We start from the raw sequence: 17004 nt of genomic DNA, 5'->3' as shown, positions 1-17004 counted from the left end.
TCCCTCAGCGCAGCAGCCGGGTCCGGCTGGTCTTGGTCCACGAGTCGAGCAGCCTGCCCTCGGCCGCGATCCGGTGTTCCGGCCCGACGACGCAGGAGTCCCCCGCCGCGTGCTCCCACGCGGTCTGGTGCGGGTCGTCGATGAACGAGAAGCCGGTGAGCAGCAGGTCGGCGTCGGGGTAGCAAGTCCTGGCGATCCAGGCGGCCATGGTGCCGGTGGTCGCCCATGCCGCCTCCGTGCGGGTGGGGATGCCCACCGCGTCCGACAGCGGCAGCGTCACCTCCCGGTTGGCGACCGGGACCAGGCCGAGGTCCGGCGGCCACCAGTCGGGCAGGGCGTCGGGCTCCCAGTGCAGCCTGCCCGGCTCCACCATGAGGTAGAGCCTGCGGCGGTAGTCCCGGAACAGCCACTTGGTCGCCCGCACCGCGCGGTTGAACACCACCACGTGGCACTCGCTGCCGACGGTCGGCGCGTCGCCCGGGTCGTCCAGCACGAAGCCGTTGACCCGGACGACCAGGTCGCAGGCGTCGATGGCCTTGGCGCGGTCGTCGTCGGGGGGCATCGGCATGTTGCCGACCACGGCGACCGAGCGCGGGCCGGGGTGCTCGGCGTAGACGTCGATGAGGTTCCTGAGCAGGCTGGACTCGGCGGTGACGGGGACCACACGGCGGAAGTTACTACCCCCCGTCAGATCACGAACGGGTGACACGGACCGCGCGCACAACCGGGTGACTTCCCGCCGGTACGCTCGTATCCCGTGCAAGCAACCAGCGTGGTGGAGGAGCCGCCGGTGACCGTCGTCCACGCCGGACGCAACTTCCCGGCGGCCATCTCCGACATCCGCCGCGGCTTCGGCCAGCGCGAACTGTGGGCCTATCTGGGCTGGCAGGACATCAAGCAGCGGTACCGCCGCTCGGTCATCGGCCCGCTGTGGATCACCCTGAGCATGGCCGTCACCGCGGCGGGCCTCGGCCTGCTGTACTCGCAGCTGTTCGAGACGCCGATCGGCACGTTCCTGCCGTACCTGACGGTCGGGTTCATCGTCTGGAACTTCATGCTCGGCTGCATGACCGACGGGTCGGACACGTTCATCTCGAACGAGGGCCTGATCAAGCACCTGCCCGCGCCGCTGACGGTCTACGCGCTGCGCACGGTGTGGCGGCTGACGCTGATGTTCGCCCACAACATGCTCGTGTACTTCGCCGTCCTGGCGATCTTCTTCAGCGACCTCGTCCGGGACGGCTACATCCTGTCCTCGGGGGGCGCGCCGCAGCCGGGACTGGACTGGACCATCATCACCGCCGTCCCCGCGTTCGTCCTGATCGCGGTCAACGGCACCTGGGTGGCGCTGCTGTTCGGCATCATCAGCACCCGCTACCGCGACATCCCGCAGGTCGTGAACGCGCTGACGCAGCTGCTGTTCTTCGTCACCCCGATCGTGTGGCCGGTCGACATCCTGGCGCAGAAGTTCAAGGAGACCGGCAGCTGGCAGATGCTGGTGGCCGAGCTGAACCCGCTCTACCACTTCATCCAGATCCTGCGGGCGCCGCTCATCGGCAGCGAGCAGAGCTGGCACCACTGGGTTGTGGTCCTGGGCATCACCGTGTTGGGCTGGGCACTGGCGCTGCTGGCGATGCGCAACTACCGTGCGCGTGTTTCCTACTGGGTTTGAGTGAGGCTTGACGACATGGTCAACATCGAGGTCGCCAACGCCTCCGTCGACTTCCCCATCTTCGACGCCAAGACTCGGTCGCTGAAGAAGGCCGTGCTCGGCAAGGTCGGCGGGAAGATCGGCACCGAGGCGCGGGTGCCCATCATCGAGGCGCTGCACGACATCAGCCTGAGTCTGAAGGAGGGCGACCGGGTCGCCCTGGTCGGGCACAACGGCGCGGGCAAGTCGACCCTGCTGCGGCTGCTGTCGGGCATCTACGAGCCCACCAAGGGCACCGCCCGCATCAACGGCAAGATCGCGCCGGTGTTCGACCTCGCCGTCGGCATGGACCCGGAGATCTCCGGCCTGGAGAACATCATGATCCGGGGCCTGTTCCTGGGCATGACGCGCAAGGAGATGGAGGACCGGGTCGAGGACATCTCCCAGTTCACCGAGCTGGGCGACTACCTCCACCTGCCGCTGCGCACCTACTCCACCGGCATGCGGGTGCGCCTGGCGCTGGGCGTGGTGACCTCCATCGACCCGGAGATCCTGCTGCTCGACGAGGGCATCGGCGCCGTCGACGCGGCGTTCATGGCCAAGGCGCGGGACCGGCTGGTCGACCTGGTCCGCCGATCCGGCATGCTGGTGTTCGCCTCGCACTCCGACGATCTGCTGTTCGAGCTCTGCGACACCGCGATCTGGATGGACGAGGGCCGGGTGAAGATGCACGGCTCCCTGCGCGAGGTCCTCACGGCCTACAAGGGCCGCGACCCGTTCGAGCACATGAGCACGGAGACCCTGGAAAGGCTCGGCCAGACCGGATGAACAGCGACGCGCAGCTCCCCGCAGGTTCGGTCGTGGCCGTCGTGGTCACCAGGCACCGCCGGGCGCTGCTCGCCGACTCCCTGAAGATGGTGGCCGCCCAGACCCGTCCGCCGGACCACCTGATCGTGGTCGACAACGGCCCGGACGACCCGGCGCGCGACATCGTGGAGAGCTGCGGGGTCCCGGTCACCTACCTCCCCTCGCACCGCAACCTCGGCGGCGCGGGCGGCTTCGCCCTGGGCATGCTGCACGCGCTCGCCATGGGCGCGGAGTGGGTGTGGCTGGCCGACGACGACGGCCGCCCGGCCGACGAGAACGTCCTGTCGGTGCTGCTGGAGGTGGCCGAGCGCCGCGGCCTTGCCGCGGTGTCGCCGGTGGTCACCAACATCGACACCCCCGACCGGCTGGCCTTCCCGCTGCGCCGGGGGCTGACCTGGAAGCGCACGACCAGCGAGCTGGGCGCGGACTTCCTGCCGGGCATCGCCTCGCTGTTCAACGGCGCGCTGTTCCGGGCATCGACGCTGGACGTGGTGGGCGTGCCGGACTACCGGCTGTTCTTCCGCGGCGACGAGGTGGAGATCCACCGGCGGCTGGTGCGCTCGGGGCTGCCGTTCGGCACCTGCCTGCGGGTGGCCTACCTGCACCCGGACGGGTCGGACGAGTTCAAGCCGATGCTGTTCGGCAAGCTGCACGCCCAGGACCCGGAGAACGAGGTCAAGCGGTACTACACCTACCGCAACCGCGGGTACCTGATGGCGCAGCCGGGCATGCGGCGGATCGGGCTGCTGGAGGTCGTCCGCTTCGGCCTGTACTTCATCGGCACCAAGCGCGACCCGAAGGCGTTCCTCGACTGGCTGAAGCTGGTGCGCAGGGGGCGGCGGGAGCAGTTCTTCCGGATCTGAGGTTTTCAGCCCGCGGCGAATCCGCTTCCGGCGAACCCCGCTTGCCCCGGACGCGCGCACGTGGTCGAGTCGGGATCATGAGCAACCACGCGCTGATCCTGCACCTGACCGGCCGCCCCGAGCCGCTGGTGTTCGCCCTGTCCGACAAGTCCGCCAAGAGCCTGATGACCCGTCTGCCCGTGCTGATGGGCTCCGCCGGGGTGGACAGTCCCGAGCTGGCCGACGGCAGCACGGTCGCGATCAACTTCGGCCTGGTGGCCACGGCCCACATCGAGGAGCTGCCCCTCAACCAGCAGGCCTACGGCAGCCCGAAGCGCGGCACGGGCTTCGGCGGCTAGCGCCGGTCAGGCCCTGAAGACGACGGTCCGCAGGAGCACGAAGTTGATGGCCGTGGCCAGGCCCTGGGCGATCGCCCAGGCCACGGCGTACTCCAGGCCGAAGTCGGGCAGCAGGGTGAGCATCAGCGCGTTCGCGCCGACGTTGACGAAGAACGTCGTCGTGTAGAGCAGGGCGAAGCCGCCGACCTGGGTCGCCGCGCCGGTGCGGGCGTCGGTGAAGGTGAAGCGGCGGTTGAGGAAGTACGCCGTGGTGGTGCCCGCGATGAAGCTGAGCGCCTTCGCCGCGTGCACCCACAGGCCGGTCTGCAGCAGCAGCCAGTACGCGCCGAAGTCCACCAGCGCGCAGAAGCCGCCGACCAGGACGAAGCGCACGAGCTGCTGGACGAGCCCCGGCCGGGTGCTGACCTCCGCCACTGTCGCCATCCCCTCCTCGACGCGCTCCAAGTCTAGGCGGGCCGCTTGGCTACCCTTGGAGCGGTGGACAGCTTCGAGACCCGCACGCTGACCGGCTGGGGGCGCACGGCGCCCTCCTCGGCGCTGGTCGCCGCGCCGCGCACCGCGGAGGACGTGATCGCCGCCGTGGCGCGCGCTGACGGGCGCGGCGTGATCGCCCGCGGCCTCGGCCGCTCCTACGGCGACCCGGCGCAGAACGCGGGCGGGCTGGTCCTGGACATGACCGGGCTGCGCCGCATCCACTCCATCGACGCCGACAGCGGCCTCGCGGTGCTGGACGCGGGCGTCGACCTCGACCGGCTGATGCGCGCCGCGCTGCCGTTCGGGCTGTGGGTGCCCGTGCTGCCCGGCACCCGGCAGGTCACCGTCGGCGGGGCGATCGGCTGCGACATCCACGGCAAGAACCACCACTCGGCGGGCAGCTTCGGCAACCACGTGCTGTCGATGGACCTGCTGACCGCCGACGGGCAGGTGCGCACGATCACCCCGGAGAACGACCCGGAGCTGTTCTGGGCCACCGTCGGCGGGATGGGCCTGACCGGCGTCATCCTGCGGGCCACGCTGCGGCTCAAGCACGTGGAGAGCGCGTACTTCGTCGTCGACACCGACCGGACGTCCGATTTGGACGAGACGCTGGCGCTGTTCTCCGACGGGTCCGACGCCGACTACGACTACTCGATGGCCTGGTTCGACTCCATCTCCACCGACGGCCGCCTCGGCCGCGCGGTGTTCTCCAGGGGCTCACTGGCCACTGTGGACCAGCTGCCGGTGAAGAAGCGGCGCGACCCGCTGCGCTTCGACGCGCCGCAGCTGCTCACCCTGCCGGACGTGTTCCCCAACGGCCTGGCCAACAGGCTGACCTTCCGCGCGCTCGGCGAGGCCTGGTACCGCAAGGCGCCGAGGCGGGGGCGCGGGCAGATCCAGAACCTGACGGCGTTCTACCACCCGCTCGACCTGTTCGGGGAGTGGAACCGGGCCTACGGGACCAACGGGTTCCTGCAGTACCAGTTCATCATCCCGTTCGACGAGGACGTCGCGCTGCGCCACATCGTCCGGCGCATCGCCGAGTCCGGGCACGTGTCGTTCCTCAACGTGCTCAAGCGGATGGGCGAGGCCAACCCCGCGCCGCTGTCGTTCCCGCGTCCCGGGTGGACGATCACCGTCGACTTCCCGATCCGGGCGGGGCTGCGCGAGTTCTGCGACGAGCTCGACGAGCTGGTGCTGGCCGTCGGCGGGCGGCTGTACCTGGCCAAGGAGTCGCGCACCGCGCCGGAGACCTTCCACCGCATGTACCCGCGGCTCGACGAGTGGCGCAAGGTCCGCGCCTCGGTCGACCCGGACGGGCTGTTCACCTCCGACCAATCGCGAAGGCTGGGACTTTGATCAACGCAGTGGGCACCCCGCAGTCGATGCTGCTGCTCGGCGGCACCTCCGAGATCGGTTTGGCCATCGCCGAGCACTACCTCGCCCAGGCCCCCATCACCGTGGTGCTGGCCGCCCGCCCGTCGCCTCGGCTGGACGAGGCAGCCGAGCGGCTGCGCGGCCTCGGCGCGACGGTGCGCACGGTCGCCTTCGACGCGCTGGACACCGACTCGCACCCGAAGGTCGTCGACGAGGCGTTCGCCGACGGCGACATCGACCTCACCGTGGTCGCCTTCGGCCTGCTCGGCGACGCGGAGAAGGCCTGGCAGGACCACGCGACCGGGGTCGAGCTGGCCAAGGTGAACTACACCGCCCCGGTGTCGGTGGGCATCGCGCTGGCCGAGCGGCTGCGCAAGCAGGGCCACGGGGCGATCGTGGCGCTGTCCTCGGTCGCGGGCGAGCGGGTCCGCCGGTCCAACTTCGTCTACGGCTCCACCAAGGCGGGCTTCGACGGCTTCTTCCTCGGCCTCGGCGAGGCGCTGCGCCCGCACGGCGTCACCGTGACCGTGGTCCGCCCGGGGTTCGTGCACTCGAAGATGACCACCGGCCTCAAGCCCGCCCCGATGGCCACGACGCCCGCCAAGGTCGCCGAGGTCGTCGCCGCCGCCGTGCGCGGGCGCAAGGAGCTGGTGTGGGCCCCGGCCCCGTGGCGGTTCGTCATGTCCGCGCTGCGCCACGTGCCCCGGCCGATCTTCCGCAAGCTCCCGATCTGACCCCGAAGGCCCGAGTCGGGTCCTGGTGACCTGCGGCGATCGCCGCGAGTGAGCCGTCGGTGACCCTTTGGTGTGACAGAATCGGGGTCGTGCGGATCCTGGTGCTGGGACCGGTGGCCGTCCTCGGCGACGGCGCCGAGGTGAACCTCGGGGGTCCCAAGCCCAAGGCGCTGCTGGTCGCGCTGCTGCAGCAGGCGGGCCGGGTGGTGGCCGTCGAGCGGCTCGTCGACCTGATCTGGGACGAGTCGCCGCCGCAGTCGGCCACCGCGCTCGTGCACACCTACATCTCGCTGCTCCGCCGCGGCCTGGCGGCGGCCGGGCGCAAGGACGCCCTGGCCACCCGCTCGCCGGGCTACCTGCTGCGGGTCGAGCCCGACGAGGTGGACCTCAGCGGGTTCGAGCGGCTGCTGGCCTCGGCCCGGGAGGCGGAGCGGTCCGGGGACGCCGCGGGCGCGGCGCTGCGCTACGGGCAGGCCATCGACCTGTGGCGGGGGCCCGCGTTCGGCGGGGTCGACGCCGGGTTCGCCGCGGACTGGCGGGACGCGCTCGGGGAAGACCGGCTCAGCGCCGAGGACGGGCTGGCGCGGTGCCTGCTGGACCTGGGCCGGACCGAGGAGGCCGCCGCGCGCCTGCAGCGAATGGTGGCCGCGCACCCGCTCCGCGAGGACACCCGGGCGCTGCTGATGCGCGCCCTGCACGAGGCGGGCAGGCAGGCCGACGCGCTGGAGGTGTACCGGGCCGGGCGACGGCTGCTGCTCGACGAGCTGGGGATCGAGCCCGGTGAGCGGCTGCGCGCCCTGCACGCGGCCATCCTGGACGGCACGCTCGCCGCGCCCGCCCCCACGGCTCCCGCGCGTTCCGCCGTGCCGCGCGCGCTGCCGCCGGACATCGGGGACTTCACCGGCCGCGCCGACGCGCTGGCGCGGCTGCTCGCCATCGGCGGGTCCCGCGACGGCGACCGCACGGCCACCCCGACCGTGGTGGTGTCCGGGTTCGGCGGGGCGGGCAAGTCGGCGCTGGCCGTGCACGCCGCGCACCTGCTGCGCCCCGCCTACCCCGACGGGCAGCTGTTCGCCGACCTGCGCGGGGCCGACCGCGACCTCGACGCCTTCGAGGTGCTGGGCCGGTTCCTGACCGCGCTGGGCGTCGACGAGCTGCCCGAGTCGCTGGACGAGCGGGTCGAGCGCTACCGCCAGCGGGTCGCCGGTCGGCGGCTGATCGTGCTGCTGGACAACGCCCGCGGCGAGCACCAGGTCCGCGCGCTGCTGCCGGGCGCGCCGGAGTGCCTGGTGCTGATCACCAGCCGCTCGCGGCTGGCCGGGCTGGCGGGCACCGAGTCGATCGAGCTGGACTTCCTCGACCAGGACAGCGCCGTGGAGATGCTGGGCAAGATGATCGGCGCCGACCGGGTGGCCGCCCAGCCGGACGCCGCCGCCCGCATCGCCGAGCTGTGCGGCGGCGTGCCGCTGGCCATCCGGGCGGCCGGGGCCAAGCTGCGCGCGCGGCCGCACTGGCCGCTGCGGTCCCTGGCCGAGCGGCTCTCCGACGAGCGGCGCAGGCTCGACGAGCTGGCCGTCGGCGACCTGGCGATCCGGTCGAGCCTGGCGCTGAACTACGCCGACCTCGACGCCGTGCAGCGGCGGGCGTTCCACCTGCTGTGCCTGCTCGACCTGCCCGACTTCGGCTGGTGGGTGGCCGCGCCGCTGCTCGACGTCGCGCCTGCCGAGGCCGAGGACGTGGTGGAGCGCCTGGTCGACCTGCGGCTGCTGGACGTGGCGGGCGTGGACAGCGTCGGCCGGGTCCGCTACCGCTTCCACGACCTGGTCCAGCTCTACGGCGCCGAGCAGGCGGCCCAGGAGCCGCCCGAGGTGGTGGCCGCGGCCCTGACCAGGACCCTGGGCACCTGGATGGCGCTGGTGGAGGCCGGGTCGCGGCGGCTGCCCCGGATGACGCTCGGCCTGCGGCCGCTGGTCACCGCCGAGGTCGACGTCGACCCCCGGCTGCTCGCCGAGGCCGAGGAGAACCCGGTCGAGTGGCTCAAGTCGGAGACCGGCGCGGTCGTGCGGGCCGTGGAGCGCGCCCACGAGCTGGGCATCGACGGCGTGACGACGCTGCTGATCACCTCGCTGCTGTCCTCGCCGTTCGCCGTGCGCAACGAGTTCGACGGCTGGCAGCGCACCCACGAGGTCGCGCTCGCCGCCGCCAGGGCGGGCGGCGACCGGCGGGCCGAGGCGATGGTGCTGGCGGGCCTGGGCCAGCTGCACTACGAGAAGGACGACTTCGCCGCTGCCGAGGCGCACTTCCGGATGGCGCACGAGCAGGCGGTGGCCGTCGCCGACGACCCGATCCGGGCGATCGCCCTCATCGGGCTCGGGACGGTGGCCCGCGACGTCGGCGAGTTCGCCCGCGCGGCCACCGACCTGACCGCGGCGGCCGCGATCGGGGACGAGTGCGTCGTGGCCGCCGCCCGCTACGGCCTGGGCGCGATCGAGCGCGACCACGGGGACATGGCCGCTGCCTTCGCGCACTTCGCCACCTCGATCGAGCTGTACCGCTCCCTCGCGGACCGGCGCGGCGAGGCGCTGGCGCTGCGCGGGCTCAGCCTGTGCCACCGGGCGCTCGACGAGTACGAGCCCGCGGCGCGGCTGAGCGCGGACGCCGCGTCGATCCTGCTGGCCTCCGGCGACGACCTCGGCGCCACCTACGCCCACCAGTCCTGGGCCAAGGCGAGCCTGCGGCTCGGCGTCGTCGACGGCGTGGCCGAGGCGCTGGCGGGCTGCCTGGAGGTCTGCACCCGCAGGCGCGACCGCTTCGGCGCCGCGCTGATGACCCGGACGCTGGGCGAGTACCACCTGGCGACCGGCGACCAGGGGTTCGCCCGCGAGCTGCTGGCCGAGGCCCTGGGCCGCTGGTCCGAGCTGGACCTGGCCCTCTGGCAGGCCCGGACGCTGCGCGACCTCGCTGCCGCCGACCCGGACAACGCGGACAAGCACTGGCTGCGGGCGACGGAGCTGTTCACCGCCGTGCCGACCAGGGAGCTGGCGGAACTGTCGGCGTCGAGCCCTGCCGAATGGCTCGCGCGCGTTCAGGCTCCCTACCGCCTATAGGCGTTTTATAGGTCAACTCCCCCGGGCTGAAGCGCGCCTGTAGGCCGCGGCGGCAGAGTCGTCGTGTCGGAAAGCAGTCCAGGGAAAGGAAGGGAGCAGGGGATGTCCGCTCAGGTCGGCGACCTCGGACCGGAGATCAGCCGGGGGGAGATCGTCGAGCGGGCGGAGAGCTGGCTGCGGCCATCGGTGCCGTACGGCCTGCACAGGTTCCACCAGAACGAGTACGGGATCTACCGCACCGACTGTTCGGGCTATGTCTCGATGGCGTGGGGACTGCCGGGCGTGCCACCGTCCCGGCACGGCGGGCTCGACAACGCGGGGCTGGCCAGGGTGAGTGTCGCGGTCGCCAAGGGGGAGCTGCGCGCGGGGGACGCGCTGCTCGCGACCGCGGGCACGGGCTCGGTCATCTTCCACGAGTGGGCCGACATCGAGCGGGAGCACTACTGGGGGTTCGAGCAGTCGCCGGAGGGGACCGTGCACCGGCGGTTGGCCTTCCCGGGGGACGGGGCGGGGCTGCGGCCCAGCCGCTACCTCCGGGTGGTCACACCGGGGGGAGAGCGGGTGGGGGGAGACCTCGGGGAGGGGGCTCCCCTCACCCGGTCACAGGAAGACAGATAGCCCGAGGCAGCCGACCCAGGCGACGCCGAGGACCTGCAGGACGCGGTCCTTCAGCGCGATCTCCTCGGGCTCGCCCGCGTTGCCCTGGTCGACGTCGACGGCGTAGCGCAGCACGGCGATGACGAACGGGACGATCGAGATGACCGCCCAGACCGAGTTGGACTGGCTGCCCGCGCGCAGCTCGAAGGCCCACAGCGAGTACGTGGCGATCATGATGGCCGCCGACGTGGCCCACACGAACCGCAGGTAGCTGGCGCTGTACTTGCGCAGCGACGCGCGGATCTCCGCGCCGGTCTTCTCGAACAGCACGACCTCGGCGTAGCGCTTGCCGGAGACCATGAACAGCGAGCCGAACGCGGCCACCAGCAGGAACCACTGCGACAGGCGGATGTCGGCCGCGACGCCGCCCGCCATGGCCCGCAGCAGGAAGCCGGAGGCGACGATGCACAGGTCGACGACCGTCTGGTGCTTCAGCCCGAGGCAGTAGCCCAGCTGCACGGCCGCGTAGACGCCCAGGACGACCAGCAGCTGCCAGCCCGCGAGCAGGCCGACGACCATCGACGCGACGAACAGCACCGCCGCGCCGACGTAGGCCACCGGGACGGGCACCACGCCCGCGGCGATCGGCCGGTTGCGCTTGGTCGGGTGCGCCCGGTCGGCCTCGACGTCGATGGCGTCGTTGACCAGGTACACCGCCGAGGACACCAGGCAGAACGCGGCGAAGGCGATCGCGGCGTCGACCAGGACCGCGCTCTCCAGGATGCGGCCAGCGGCGAACGGCGCGGCCAGGACCAGGACGTTCTTCACCCACTGGCGCGGGCGGGCGGTGCGGACCAGCCCACCGGCCAGCCCGCCCCGCGCCGACGCCGAGGCGGGGGGCTTGCTCGTGGTGTCCTGGCTCATCCCCGGCCCCGCAGCCGCCGCCGGAGCAGGCCCCCGACGACCGCGCCGAGGGCGGAACCGGCGATGACGTCGCTCGGGTAGTGCACGCCGAGCACCAGCCGGGACACCAGCATGGGCGGGACCAGGACCGGCACCAGCGGCTTGCCGGTCAGCCCGGAGAACAGCACGGCGGCCGCGGTGGTGGACGTCGCGTGCGACGACGGGAAGCTGAGCCTGCTGGGCGTGCCCACCAGGACCCGCACCGACGGGTCCATCGGCCGCTGCCTGCGCACGACCCGCTTGACCGCGATGGACGCCGCGTGGGCGGCGACCACCCCCGCGGAGGCGGCGAGCCAGTCGCGGCGGCGGTCGCGGTCCAGCGCCGCCCCGACCAGGCCCATCGCGAACCAGCCCGCGCTGTGCTCGCCGAAGTGCGACAGCGCCCGCGCCGCCTTCACCACGGCCGGGCGCGCGATGGCGCCCTGCACGCGGCTCAGCGCGGCGGTCTCGCGGGACACCGGGGTCGCGCCGTCCAGCAGTTCCATCGCGGCCATGTCGTCCTCAGTCCAGGGAGCCGTCGAGCGGGGCGCCCGAGGTCAGGTGCGGGGCGACCTTGTTGTCGAACACCGACAGCGCCGACCCGATGGCCATGTGCATGTCGAGGTACTGGTAGGTGCCCAGGCGGCCGCCGAACAGCACGTTGCGCTCAGCGGCCTCGCGCTTGGCCAGCTCGCGGTAGCGGGCCAGCTTGTCCCGGTCCTCCGGGGTGTTGATCGGGTAGTACGGCTCGTCGCCGGACTCGGCGAAGCGGGAGTACTCCCGCACGATGACCGTCTTGTCCGTCGGGTAGTTCGTCCGCTCCGGGTGGAAGTGCCGGAACTCGTGGATGCGGGTGTAGGGCACGTCGCGGTCGTTGTAGTTCATGACCGAGGTCCCCTGGAAGTCGCCGGTGGGCACGACCTCCATCTCGAAGTCGAGGGTGCGCCAGCCCAGCTCGCCCTCGGCGTAGTCGAAGTAGCGGTCGACCGGTCCGGTGTAGATCGTCGGCGTGCCCGCCGGGATGTGCTCGCGCACGTCGAAGTAGTCGACGTTCAGCCGCACCTCGATGTTCGGGTGGTCGGCCATCTTCTCCAGCCAGGCGGTGTACCCGTCGACCGGCAGGCCCTCGTAGGTGTCGGTGAAGTACCGGTTGTCGAAGGTGTAGCGCACGGGCAGCCGGGTGATGATGGCCGCGCCGAGCTCCTTCGGGTCGGTCTGCCACTGCTTGGCGGTGTAGCCCTTGATGAACGCCTCGTAGAGGGGGCGGCCGATCAGCGAGATCGCCTTCTCCTCCAGGTTCTGCGCGTCCTCGGTCTTGATCTCCGAGGCCTGCTCCGCGATGAGCGCGCGGGCCTCGTCGGGGGTGTGGGACTTGCCGAAGAACTGGTTGATCAGCGCCAGGTTCATCGGGAAGGCGTAGACCTGGCCCTGGTACTTGGCGAAGACCCGGTGCTGGTAGTTGGTGAACTCGGTGAACTGGTTCACGTAGTCCCACACCCGCTTGTTCGAGGTGTGGAAGAGGTGGGCGCCGTACTTGTGGACCTCGATGCCGGTCTCCGGCTCGGGCTCGGAGTAGGCGTTGCCCCCGATGTGCGCGCGCCGCTCCAGGACAAGCACGCGCTTGCCCAGTTGGGTCGCGGTGCGCTCGGCGATCGTCAGGCCGAAGAAACCGGAGCCGACGATGACCAGGTCGTAGCCGTCGTAGTTAGTGCCGTTCGTGTCTGCCACCGCGTTCACGGTTCGTCAGGCTACCTTCGTCACATGTCGGGCCGGTGCCTGCCCTGTGATGCGGGCCCGGAACCGCTCCCCAACGGTCCGGGCCCGAGCCCCCTCTTGCGTTCCCCTCCGGCATCGCTGCCGTCACCTACATGGACGCACAACGCCGGAGGGGGTTGCTTTATTCCCCGGCCTTCTTCCCGGCCCGTCCGCCGAGGGTCGGCAGCACGTCGGCGGCCACCTGCTCCAGCACCGTCTCCCGGCCCGCGTAGTAGCCCTCCGACCTGGGCCAATGCGTCACCACGTCGGTGAAGCCCAGCTCGGCTGCGCGGCCCACCTGCTCGGCGAAGAACTCGGCGCTGTCCAGGGAGAACCGGGGCGCGGCGTCCAGGCTCAGGTAGCGGTCGACGCTCGCGCGGTCGCGGCCCTGCTCGGCGAGCACGCCGTCGAACCGCTCGGCCAGCTCGGCCACCCCGCGCCACCACTCGTCGAGGTCGTCCGCGCGGGGCCCGACGGTGACCCAGCCCTGCCCGTGCCGGGCGGCCACGCCCATCGTCCTGCGGCCGTTCGCGGCGACCAGGAACGGCACCCTCGGGCGCTGCACGCAGCCGGGGTACCCGCGGGCGGCGACGGCGGTGTAGTACTCCCCCGCGTAGTCGGTGGTGGGCCGCACGAGCAGGGCGTCGGTCAGCTCCACGAACTCGGCGAGCCGATCGGCCGCCTGGCGGGGGGTGAGCCGGGTCCCGCCGAAGACGGCGAAGTCGTAGGCGTCCGGGGTGACCGTGCCCGCGCCGACGCCGAGGCAGAAGCGGCCGTCGGAGATGTCGTCGAGCGCCAGGACGCTGCGCGAGAACCGGACGGGCTCGCGCACGTACGGCGAGGCCACGAAGGTGCCCAGCCGCAGGGTGCTGGTCACGCAGGCGGCCGCGGTCAGGGTGGGCACGGCGTCGAACCACGGGCCGTCGACGAGGGTGCGCCACCCCAGGTGGTCATACGTCCAGGCGTGGTCGAAGCCGTACTCCTCGGCGGCCCGCCACTTCGGCTCGGCCGCCCACCAGCGGTACTCGGGCAGGATCACAATGCCAACGCGCACTCACCCGACCCTACCGACCGCGCGGGCTCGGGGAGGATGGGCGTGTGGACAAGCCCCAGCTCATCGCCTCCGACGTCGACGGCACGCTGCTCGACCCCTACGAGCGGGTGACCGACCGCACCGCCGCCGCGATCGGCCGCGTGCTCGCCCGGGAAGTGCCGTTCGTGCTGGTCAGCGGCCGCCCGCCGCGGTGGATCCCGCCGGTGGCCCGGCAGGCGGGCCTGAGCGGGTACGCCGTGTGCGCCAACGGCGCGATCGTCTACGACATCACCACCGAGCGCGTGCTGACGGTCCACGGGCTGGACTCCATCACACTGTGGGATGTGACACACACGCTGGAGAAGGCGCTGCCCGGCATCAAGGTCGCCACCGAGCGCGCCGAGGTCGGCCCTGACCTCGGCGGCGAGGCGTTCGCCACCGAGCCCGGCTACTCCAACCCGTGGGGCGACGCGGAGAACAACGTGCGCCCGCGTGCGGAGGTGCTCGGCCACCCAGCGTCCAAGCTGCTGGTCCGCCACCAGGGCATGACCAGCGAGGAGATGGCGATGGCCGCGCACGAGCTGCTCGACGGCGCGGTGGACGTCACGTTCTCCACCAGCCGGGGCCTCATCGAGATCTCCGCGCCGGGGGTGACCAAGGCGCTCGGCCTCGCCGACGTGGCCGAGCTGACCGGCGTGGACCGCGAGGCCGTGGTGGCCTTCGGCGACATGCCGAACGACATCGAAATGCTGCGCTGGGCTGGGCACGGCGTGGCCATGGCGAACGCGCACGCCGACGTGCTCGCCGCCGCCGACGAGGTCACCGCGCCCAACTCCGAGGACGGGGTCGCGGCCGTGCTGGACCGCTGGTTCTGAGAGCGGCCGGTCGCCCACCGCGACGATGCGCGAATGCGACGGCCGGGGCGCGAGGTCTCCTCACGCCCGTCTCCATGTGGTTGACTAGATGGCGGTCGCAGTTTCTTGAGTACGTGTTTGATCACGCTCGCAAGAGAGTGTTGCGGGCGCGCGGTTTTCCCCGCCGTCTGGAACCGGCCAGGGCACGCGCGCCGCGCGTGCCCTAGTAGTACGTGTCGAGGAGACGACGTGGCACAGGGCACAGTGAAGTGGTTCAACTCCGAGAAGGGCTACGGGTTCATCACCCCGGACGGCAGCTCGTCCGACCTTTTCGTGCACTACTCGGAGATCCAGTCCAACGGCTTCCGGACGCTCGAGGAGAACCAGCGCGTGGAGTTCGAGGTGGGCCAGGGCCAGAAGGGTCCGCAGGCCACCGCGGTTCGCGTGATCTGATCACCGGACAGGACAGCGGACGGGCCCGCCCCCTGCCGGGGGCGGGCCCGTCCGCGTCGATCAGGCCTTGAAGACCTTGCGCCAGGACTCCACCGAGGTCAGGTCGCCGAAGGCGGACCGGTACTCGGTCTTGAGCCGGGGCCAGTCGGCGATGAGCCTGCGGTAGGTGGCCGCGGCCCGCTTGGACAGCTCGCGGAATTGCGCCGGGTCCCGGCGGCGGAAGGCGACCCCGCTGCCGTCGGGGTTGGACACCGTCGCGCTGTCCAGGTTGCCCAGCAGGAACCACAGCGCCTTGCCCGCGGGCACGTTCACCTGCGGGCGGTCGGCCGCGTTCGGCTCGGGCGCGCGCAGGTTGTGCAGCACGGCCTTGGACGCGCGCGCGGCGATCTTGACCGGGTGCACCGGCGGGCGCAGCAGGTGCTCGGCGTGCAGTGCGTCCAGCGTGGGCGGCGGGAACGCGCCTGCCGAGGGCTCGGTCTGCGCGTCGGCGTACTTCTTGCGCAGCGCGTTCACCTCGGGCAGCGTCGTGCCGAGGGTGTCGAACATGCGGTCGGGCCCGGCCATGAAGTCCTCGATGGCCTTGAGCTCGACGGCGATCGTGGAGTACTCCATGGACAGCAGCCGCCGGATGGTGGCCCGCAGGCCCTGCTTGAGCAGCGTCTTGCGCAGGTCGTGGTCGGTGTAGAGCGCGGCGACGACCAGGCGGTTGCGCAGGTGGTAGTAGACGGTCCAGTCGGACAGGTCGTTCTTGTCCGTCCACGGCATGTGCCACACGGCCGAGCCGGGCAGGGTGACCGTCGGCACGCCGCGGTCCAGCGCGCGCATCGAGTACTCGGCGTCGTCCCACTTGATGAACAGCGGCAGCGGCAGCCCGTTGGCCTCGACGACCTCGCGCGGGAACAGGCACATCCACCAGCCGTTGTACGACGCGTCGATCCGCCGGTGCAGCTCGCGGGTGTCGCGCAGCGACTCGGCGCCGAAGTCGTGGTCGACGACCGCGCCGGGCGCGGGCCGCCAGGTCACCGAGCCGCGGTCGATGACCTCGCCCATGCTGTGCAGGCGGGCCTTGGCCTGCAGGTTCAGCATCTGGCTGCCCACGATGAGCGGGTTGGCCGCGGCCGAGGCGAACGCGCTGGCCCGCAGGATCGAGTCCGGCTCCAGGGCGATGTCGTCGTCCATGAGCATGATCTGGTCGGCGTCGGTGTGCTCGAGGGACTCGAACAGCCCCCGGCTGAACCCGCCGGAGCCGCCCAGGTTGCCCTGCTCGATGAGCTGCAGCCGCCCGCCCAGGCGTTCGCTGGCCTCGGCGAAGCGCGGGTGGTCCTTGACCCGCTTGCTCCCCTGGTCGGCGACGAAGACGTGCCCGACCAGGTCGAGCACCTTCGGGTCCTCGCTCAGCGCGAGCAGCGTGCCGATCAGGTCGTCGTTGCGGTTGAACGTCGTGGTGGCGATCGACAGCTTGCGCTGCGGCAGCACCAGCGCGGTCGTCCAGGCCGCGTCGGCGATCTCCAGCGTCTGGTCGTCGGTGAAGGCGTCGAACCAGATCCAGCCGCCGTCCTCGAACGGGGCCAGGTCCACCGGCAGCGCCAGCTCGGTCCACCCCGACCCGCCGCGCACGGCCTCGCCGCGCACGTGCACCTGGTCGCCGTTGGGCTTGGAGCGGTAGACGTCCACCCGGCCGCCGCCGCGCACCCGCATCCGCAGCGTGACCTCGGTGACCCGGGTCCAGCGCTTCCAGTAGCTGGCCGGGAAGGCGTTGAAGTAGCTGGCGAACGACACCCTGGCCGACGCGGGGACCGTCACGGCGACCCGCGAGGACACGTGGCTGTGCACGTTGTCCGGCTCGTCGAGGTACAGCGGGCGCACGTCCAGCGGATCGGTGTCCCTGGGCATGATCACCCGCTGCAGCACGCTGTGCTGGTCGGTCACGTCGCTCCTTCGGTCTGGGGGCGGTGG

17 protein-coding genes are annotated in these 17004 nt (G+C 71.8%); 10 read left to right on the top strand and 7 right to left on the bottom strand.

Translation table 11 applies throughout. From position 1 onward, the window contains the following. Positions 1–4 precede the first annotated feature (4 nt). Complete coding sequence (locus tag Actkin_RS00860; protein WP_189208877.1) at positions 5–664, bottom strand: glycosyltransferase family 29 protein; 660 nt, start codon at positions 662–664, stop codon at positions 5–7. 93 nt (positions 665–757) lie between these two features. On the opposite strand from Actkin_RS00860, the gene Actkin_RS00855 reads away from it, so the two are divergent. From Actkin_RS00855 to Actkin_RS00840, 4 genes are all read left to right on the top strand, one after another. Next, the gene (locus Actkin_RS00855; RefSeq protein WP_396122921.1) at positions 758–1672 is read left to right on the top strand and encodes a galactan export ABC transporter permease subunit Wzm/RfbD; all 915 of its coding nucleotides are present in this window, start codon (positions 758–760) and stop codon (positions 1670–1672) included. Between the two features lie 15 nt (positions 1673–1687). Continuing rightward, a complete protein-coding gene (locus tag Actkin_RS00850; protein WP_189210043.1) occupies positions 1688–2479 on the top strand; it encodes a galactan export ABC transporter ATP-binding subunit Wzt/RfbE in 792 nt (263 codons plus the stop codon). Beyond that, on the top strand, positions 2476–3381 hold the full coding sequence (locus Actkin_RS00845) for a galactofuranosyltransferase GlfT1 (RefSeq protein ID WP_258905478.1): 906 nt from the start codon (positions 2476–2478) through the stop codon (positions 3379–3381). Before Actkin_RS00850 ends, Actkin_RS00845 begins: the two co-directional genes overlap by 4 nt. 77 nt (positions 3382–3458) lie before the next feature. After that, positions 3459–3719 (top strand): hypothetical protein, encoded by a 261-nt coding sequence (locus Actkin_RS00840; RefSeq protein ID WP_189208879.1) that lies wholly within the window; start codon positions 3459–3461, stop codon positions 3717–3719. A gap of 6 nt (positions 3720–3725) precedes the next feature. Here the strand turns inward: Actkin_RS00840 and Actkin_RS00835 are convergent, their stop codons facing one another. Further along, entirely contained in the window at positions 3726–4142 is a 417-nt protein-coding gene (locus Actkin_RS00835; RefSeq protein WP_308425833.1) for a GtrA family protein, read from the bottom strand. 54 nt (positions 4143–4196) lie between these two features. Here Actkin_RS00835 and Actkin_RS00830 point away from each other — a divergent pair, with 54 nt between their 5' ends. The 4 genes from Actkin_RS00830 (at position 4197) to Actkin_RS00815 (ending at position 10032) form a co-directional block, all read left to right on the top strand. Beyond that, complete coding sequence (locus Actkin_RS00830; protein WP_309569099.1) at positions 4197–5555, top strand: decaprenylphosphoryl-beta-D-ribose oxidase; 1359 nt, start codon at positions 4197–4199, stop codon at positions 5553–5555. Continuing rightward, positions 5552–6307, top strand: a complete 756-nt coding sequence (locus Actkin_RS00825; protein WP_189208881.1) for a decaprenylphospho-beta-D-erythro-pentofuranosid-2-ulose 2-reductase — start codon at positions 5552–5554, stop codon at positions 6305–6307. The genes Actkin_RS00830 and Actkin_RS00825 overlap by 4 nt, the downstream gene beginning before the upstream one ends. 89 nt (positions 6308–6396) lie before the next feature. Continuing rightward, the gene (locus Actkin_RS00820; protein ID WP_258905472.1) at positions 6397–9414 is read left to right on the top strand and encodes an AfsR/SARP family transcriptional regulator; all 3018 of its coding nucleotides are present in this window, start codon (positions 6397–6399) and stop codon (positions 9412–9414) included. Between the two features lie 102 nt (positions 9415–9516). Continuing rightward, entirely contained in the window at positions 9517–10032 is a 516-nt protein-coding gene (locus tag Actkin_RS00815; protein WP_258905469.1) for an NlpC/P60 family protein, read from the top strand. On the opposite strand, the gene Actkin_RS00810 is transcribed toward Actkin_RS00815, so the two are convergent. From Actkin_RS00810 to Actkin_RS00795, 4 genes are all read right to left on the bottom strand, one after another. Further along, positions 10015–10935 carry a decaprenyl-phosphate phosphoribosyltransferase gene (locus Actkin_RS00810; protein ID WP_258905468.1) on the bottom strand — a complete coding sequence of 307 codons (921 nt, stop codon included), beginning with the start codon at positions 10933–10935 and terminating at the stop codon, positions 10015–10017. The two genes, Actkin_RS00815 and Actkin_RS00810, sit on opposite strands and share 18 nt — an antisense overlap. After that, positions 10932–11468 carry a phosphatase PAP2 family protein gene (locus Actkin_RS00805; RefSeq protein ID WP_189208885.1) on the bottom strand — a complete coding sequence of 179 codons (537 nt, stop codon included), beginning with the start codon at positions 11466–11468 and terminating at the stop codon, positions 10932–10934. Before Actkin_RS00805 ends, Actkin_RS00810 begins: the two co-directional genes overlap by 4 nt. A gap of 7 nt (positions 11469–11475) precedes the next feature. Continuing rightward, a complete protein-coding gene (glf, locus tag Actkin_RS00800) occupies positions 11476–12690 on the bottom strand; it encodes a UDP-galactopyranose mutase (protein ID WP_189208886.1) in 1215 nt (404 codons plus the stop codon). A gap of 160 nt (positions 12691–12850) precedes the next feature. Then, a complete protein-coding gene (locus Actkin_RS00795) occupies positions 12851–13762 on the bottom strand; it encodes an LLM class flavin-dependent oxidoreductase (protein WP_189208887.1) in 912 nt (303 codons plus the stop codon). Between the two features lie 44 nt (positions 13763–13806). Between Actkin_RS00795 and Actkin_RS00790 the strand changes: the two genes are divergently transcribed. Both Actkin_RS00790 and Actkin_RS00785 read left to right on the top strand, forming a co-directional pair. Further along, entirely contained in the window at positions 13807–14616 is an 810-nt protein-coding gene (locus tag Actkin_RS00790) for an HAD family hydrolase (RefSeq protein ID WP_189208888.1), read from the top strand. Positions 14617–14844: 228 nt separating this feature from the next. Next, positions 14845–15048: a cold-shock protein gene (locus Actkin_RS00785; protein WP_189208889.1), complete on the top strand. Its 204-nt coding sequence runs from the start codon at positions 14845–14847 to the stop codon at positions 15046–15048. Positions 15049–15108: 60 nt separating this feature from the next. On the opposite strand, the gene Actkin_RS00780 is transcribed toward Actkin_RS00785, so the two are convergent. Further along, positions 15109–16977, bottom strand: coding sequence for a glycosyltransferase (locus Actkin_RS00780; protein ID WP_258905465.1), 1869 nt, complete (start codon positions 16975–16977; stop codon positions 15109–15111). Positions 16978–17004 lie beyond the last annotated feature (27 nt).

The organism is Actinokineospora sp. UTMC 2448 (genome assembly GCF_024760565.1).
GTDB classification, from domain to species: domain Bacteria; phylum Actinomycetota; class Actinomycetes; order Mycobacteriales; family Pseudonocardiaceae; genus Actinokineospora; species Actinokineospora fastidiosa.
The sequence above is the reverse complement of the archived record's forward strand: the minus strand, read 5'-3'. Positions and strand labels throughout refer to the sequence as shown.

Excerpts from the sequence above, each read along its gene's own strand:
- Actkin_RS00835 (WP_308425833.1), bottom strand. The coding sequence starts at position 4,142 with ATGGCGACAGTGGCGGAGGTCAGCACCCGGCCGGGGCTCGTCCAGCAG.
- Actkin_RS00845 (WP_258905478.1), top strand. The coding sequence starts at position 2,476 with ATGAACAGCGACGCGCAGCTCCCCGCAGGTTCGGTCGTGGCCGTCGTG.
- Actkin_RS00805 (WP_189208885.1), bottom strand. The coding sequence starts at position 11,468 with ATGGCCGCGATGGAACTGCTGGACGGCGCGACCCCGGTGTCCCGCGAG.
- Actkin_RS00850 (WP_189210043.1), top strand. The coding sequence starts at position 1,688 with ATGGTCAACATCGAGGTCGCCAACGCCTCCGTCGACTTCCCCATCTTC.
- Actkin_RS00810 (WP_258905468.1), bottom strand. The coding sequence starts at position 10,935 with ATGAGCCAGGACACCACGAGCAAGCCCCCCGCCTCGGCGTCGGCGCGG.
- Actkin_RS00815 (WP_258905469.1), top strand. The coding sequence starts at position 9,517 with ATGTCCGCTCAGGTCGGCGACCTCGGACCGGAGATCAGCCGGGGGGAG.
- Actkin_RS00840 (WP_189208879.1), top strand. The coding sequence starts at position 3,459 with ATGAGCAACCACGCGCTGATCCTGCACCTGACCGGCCGCCCCGAGCCG.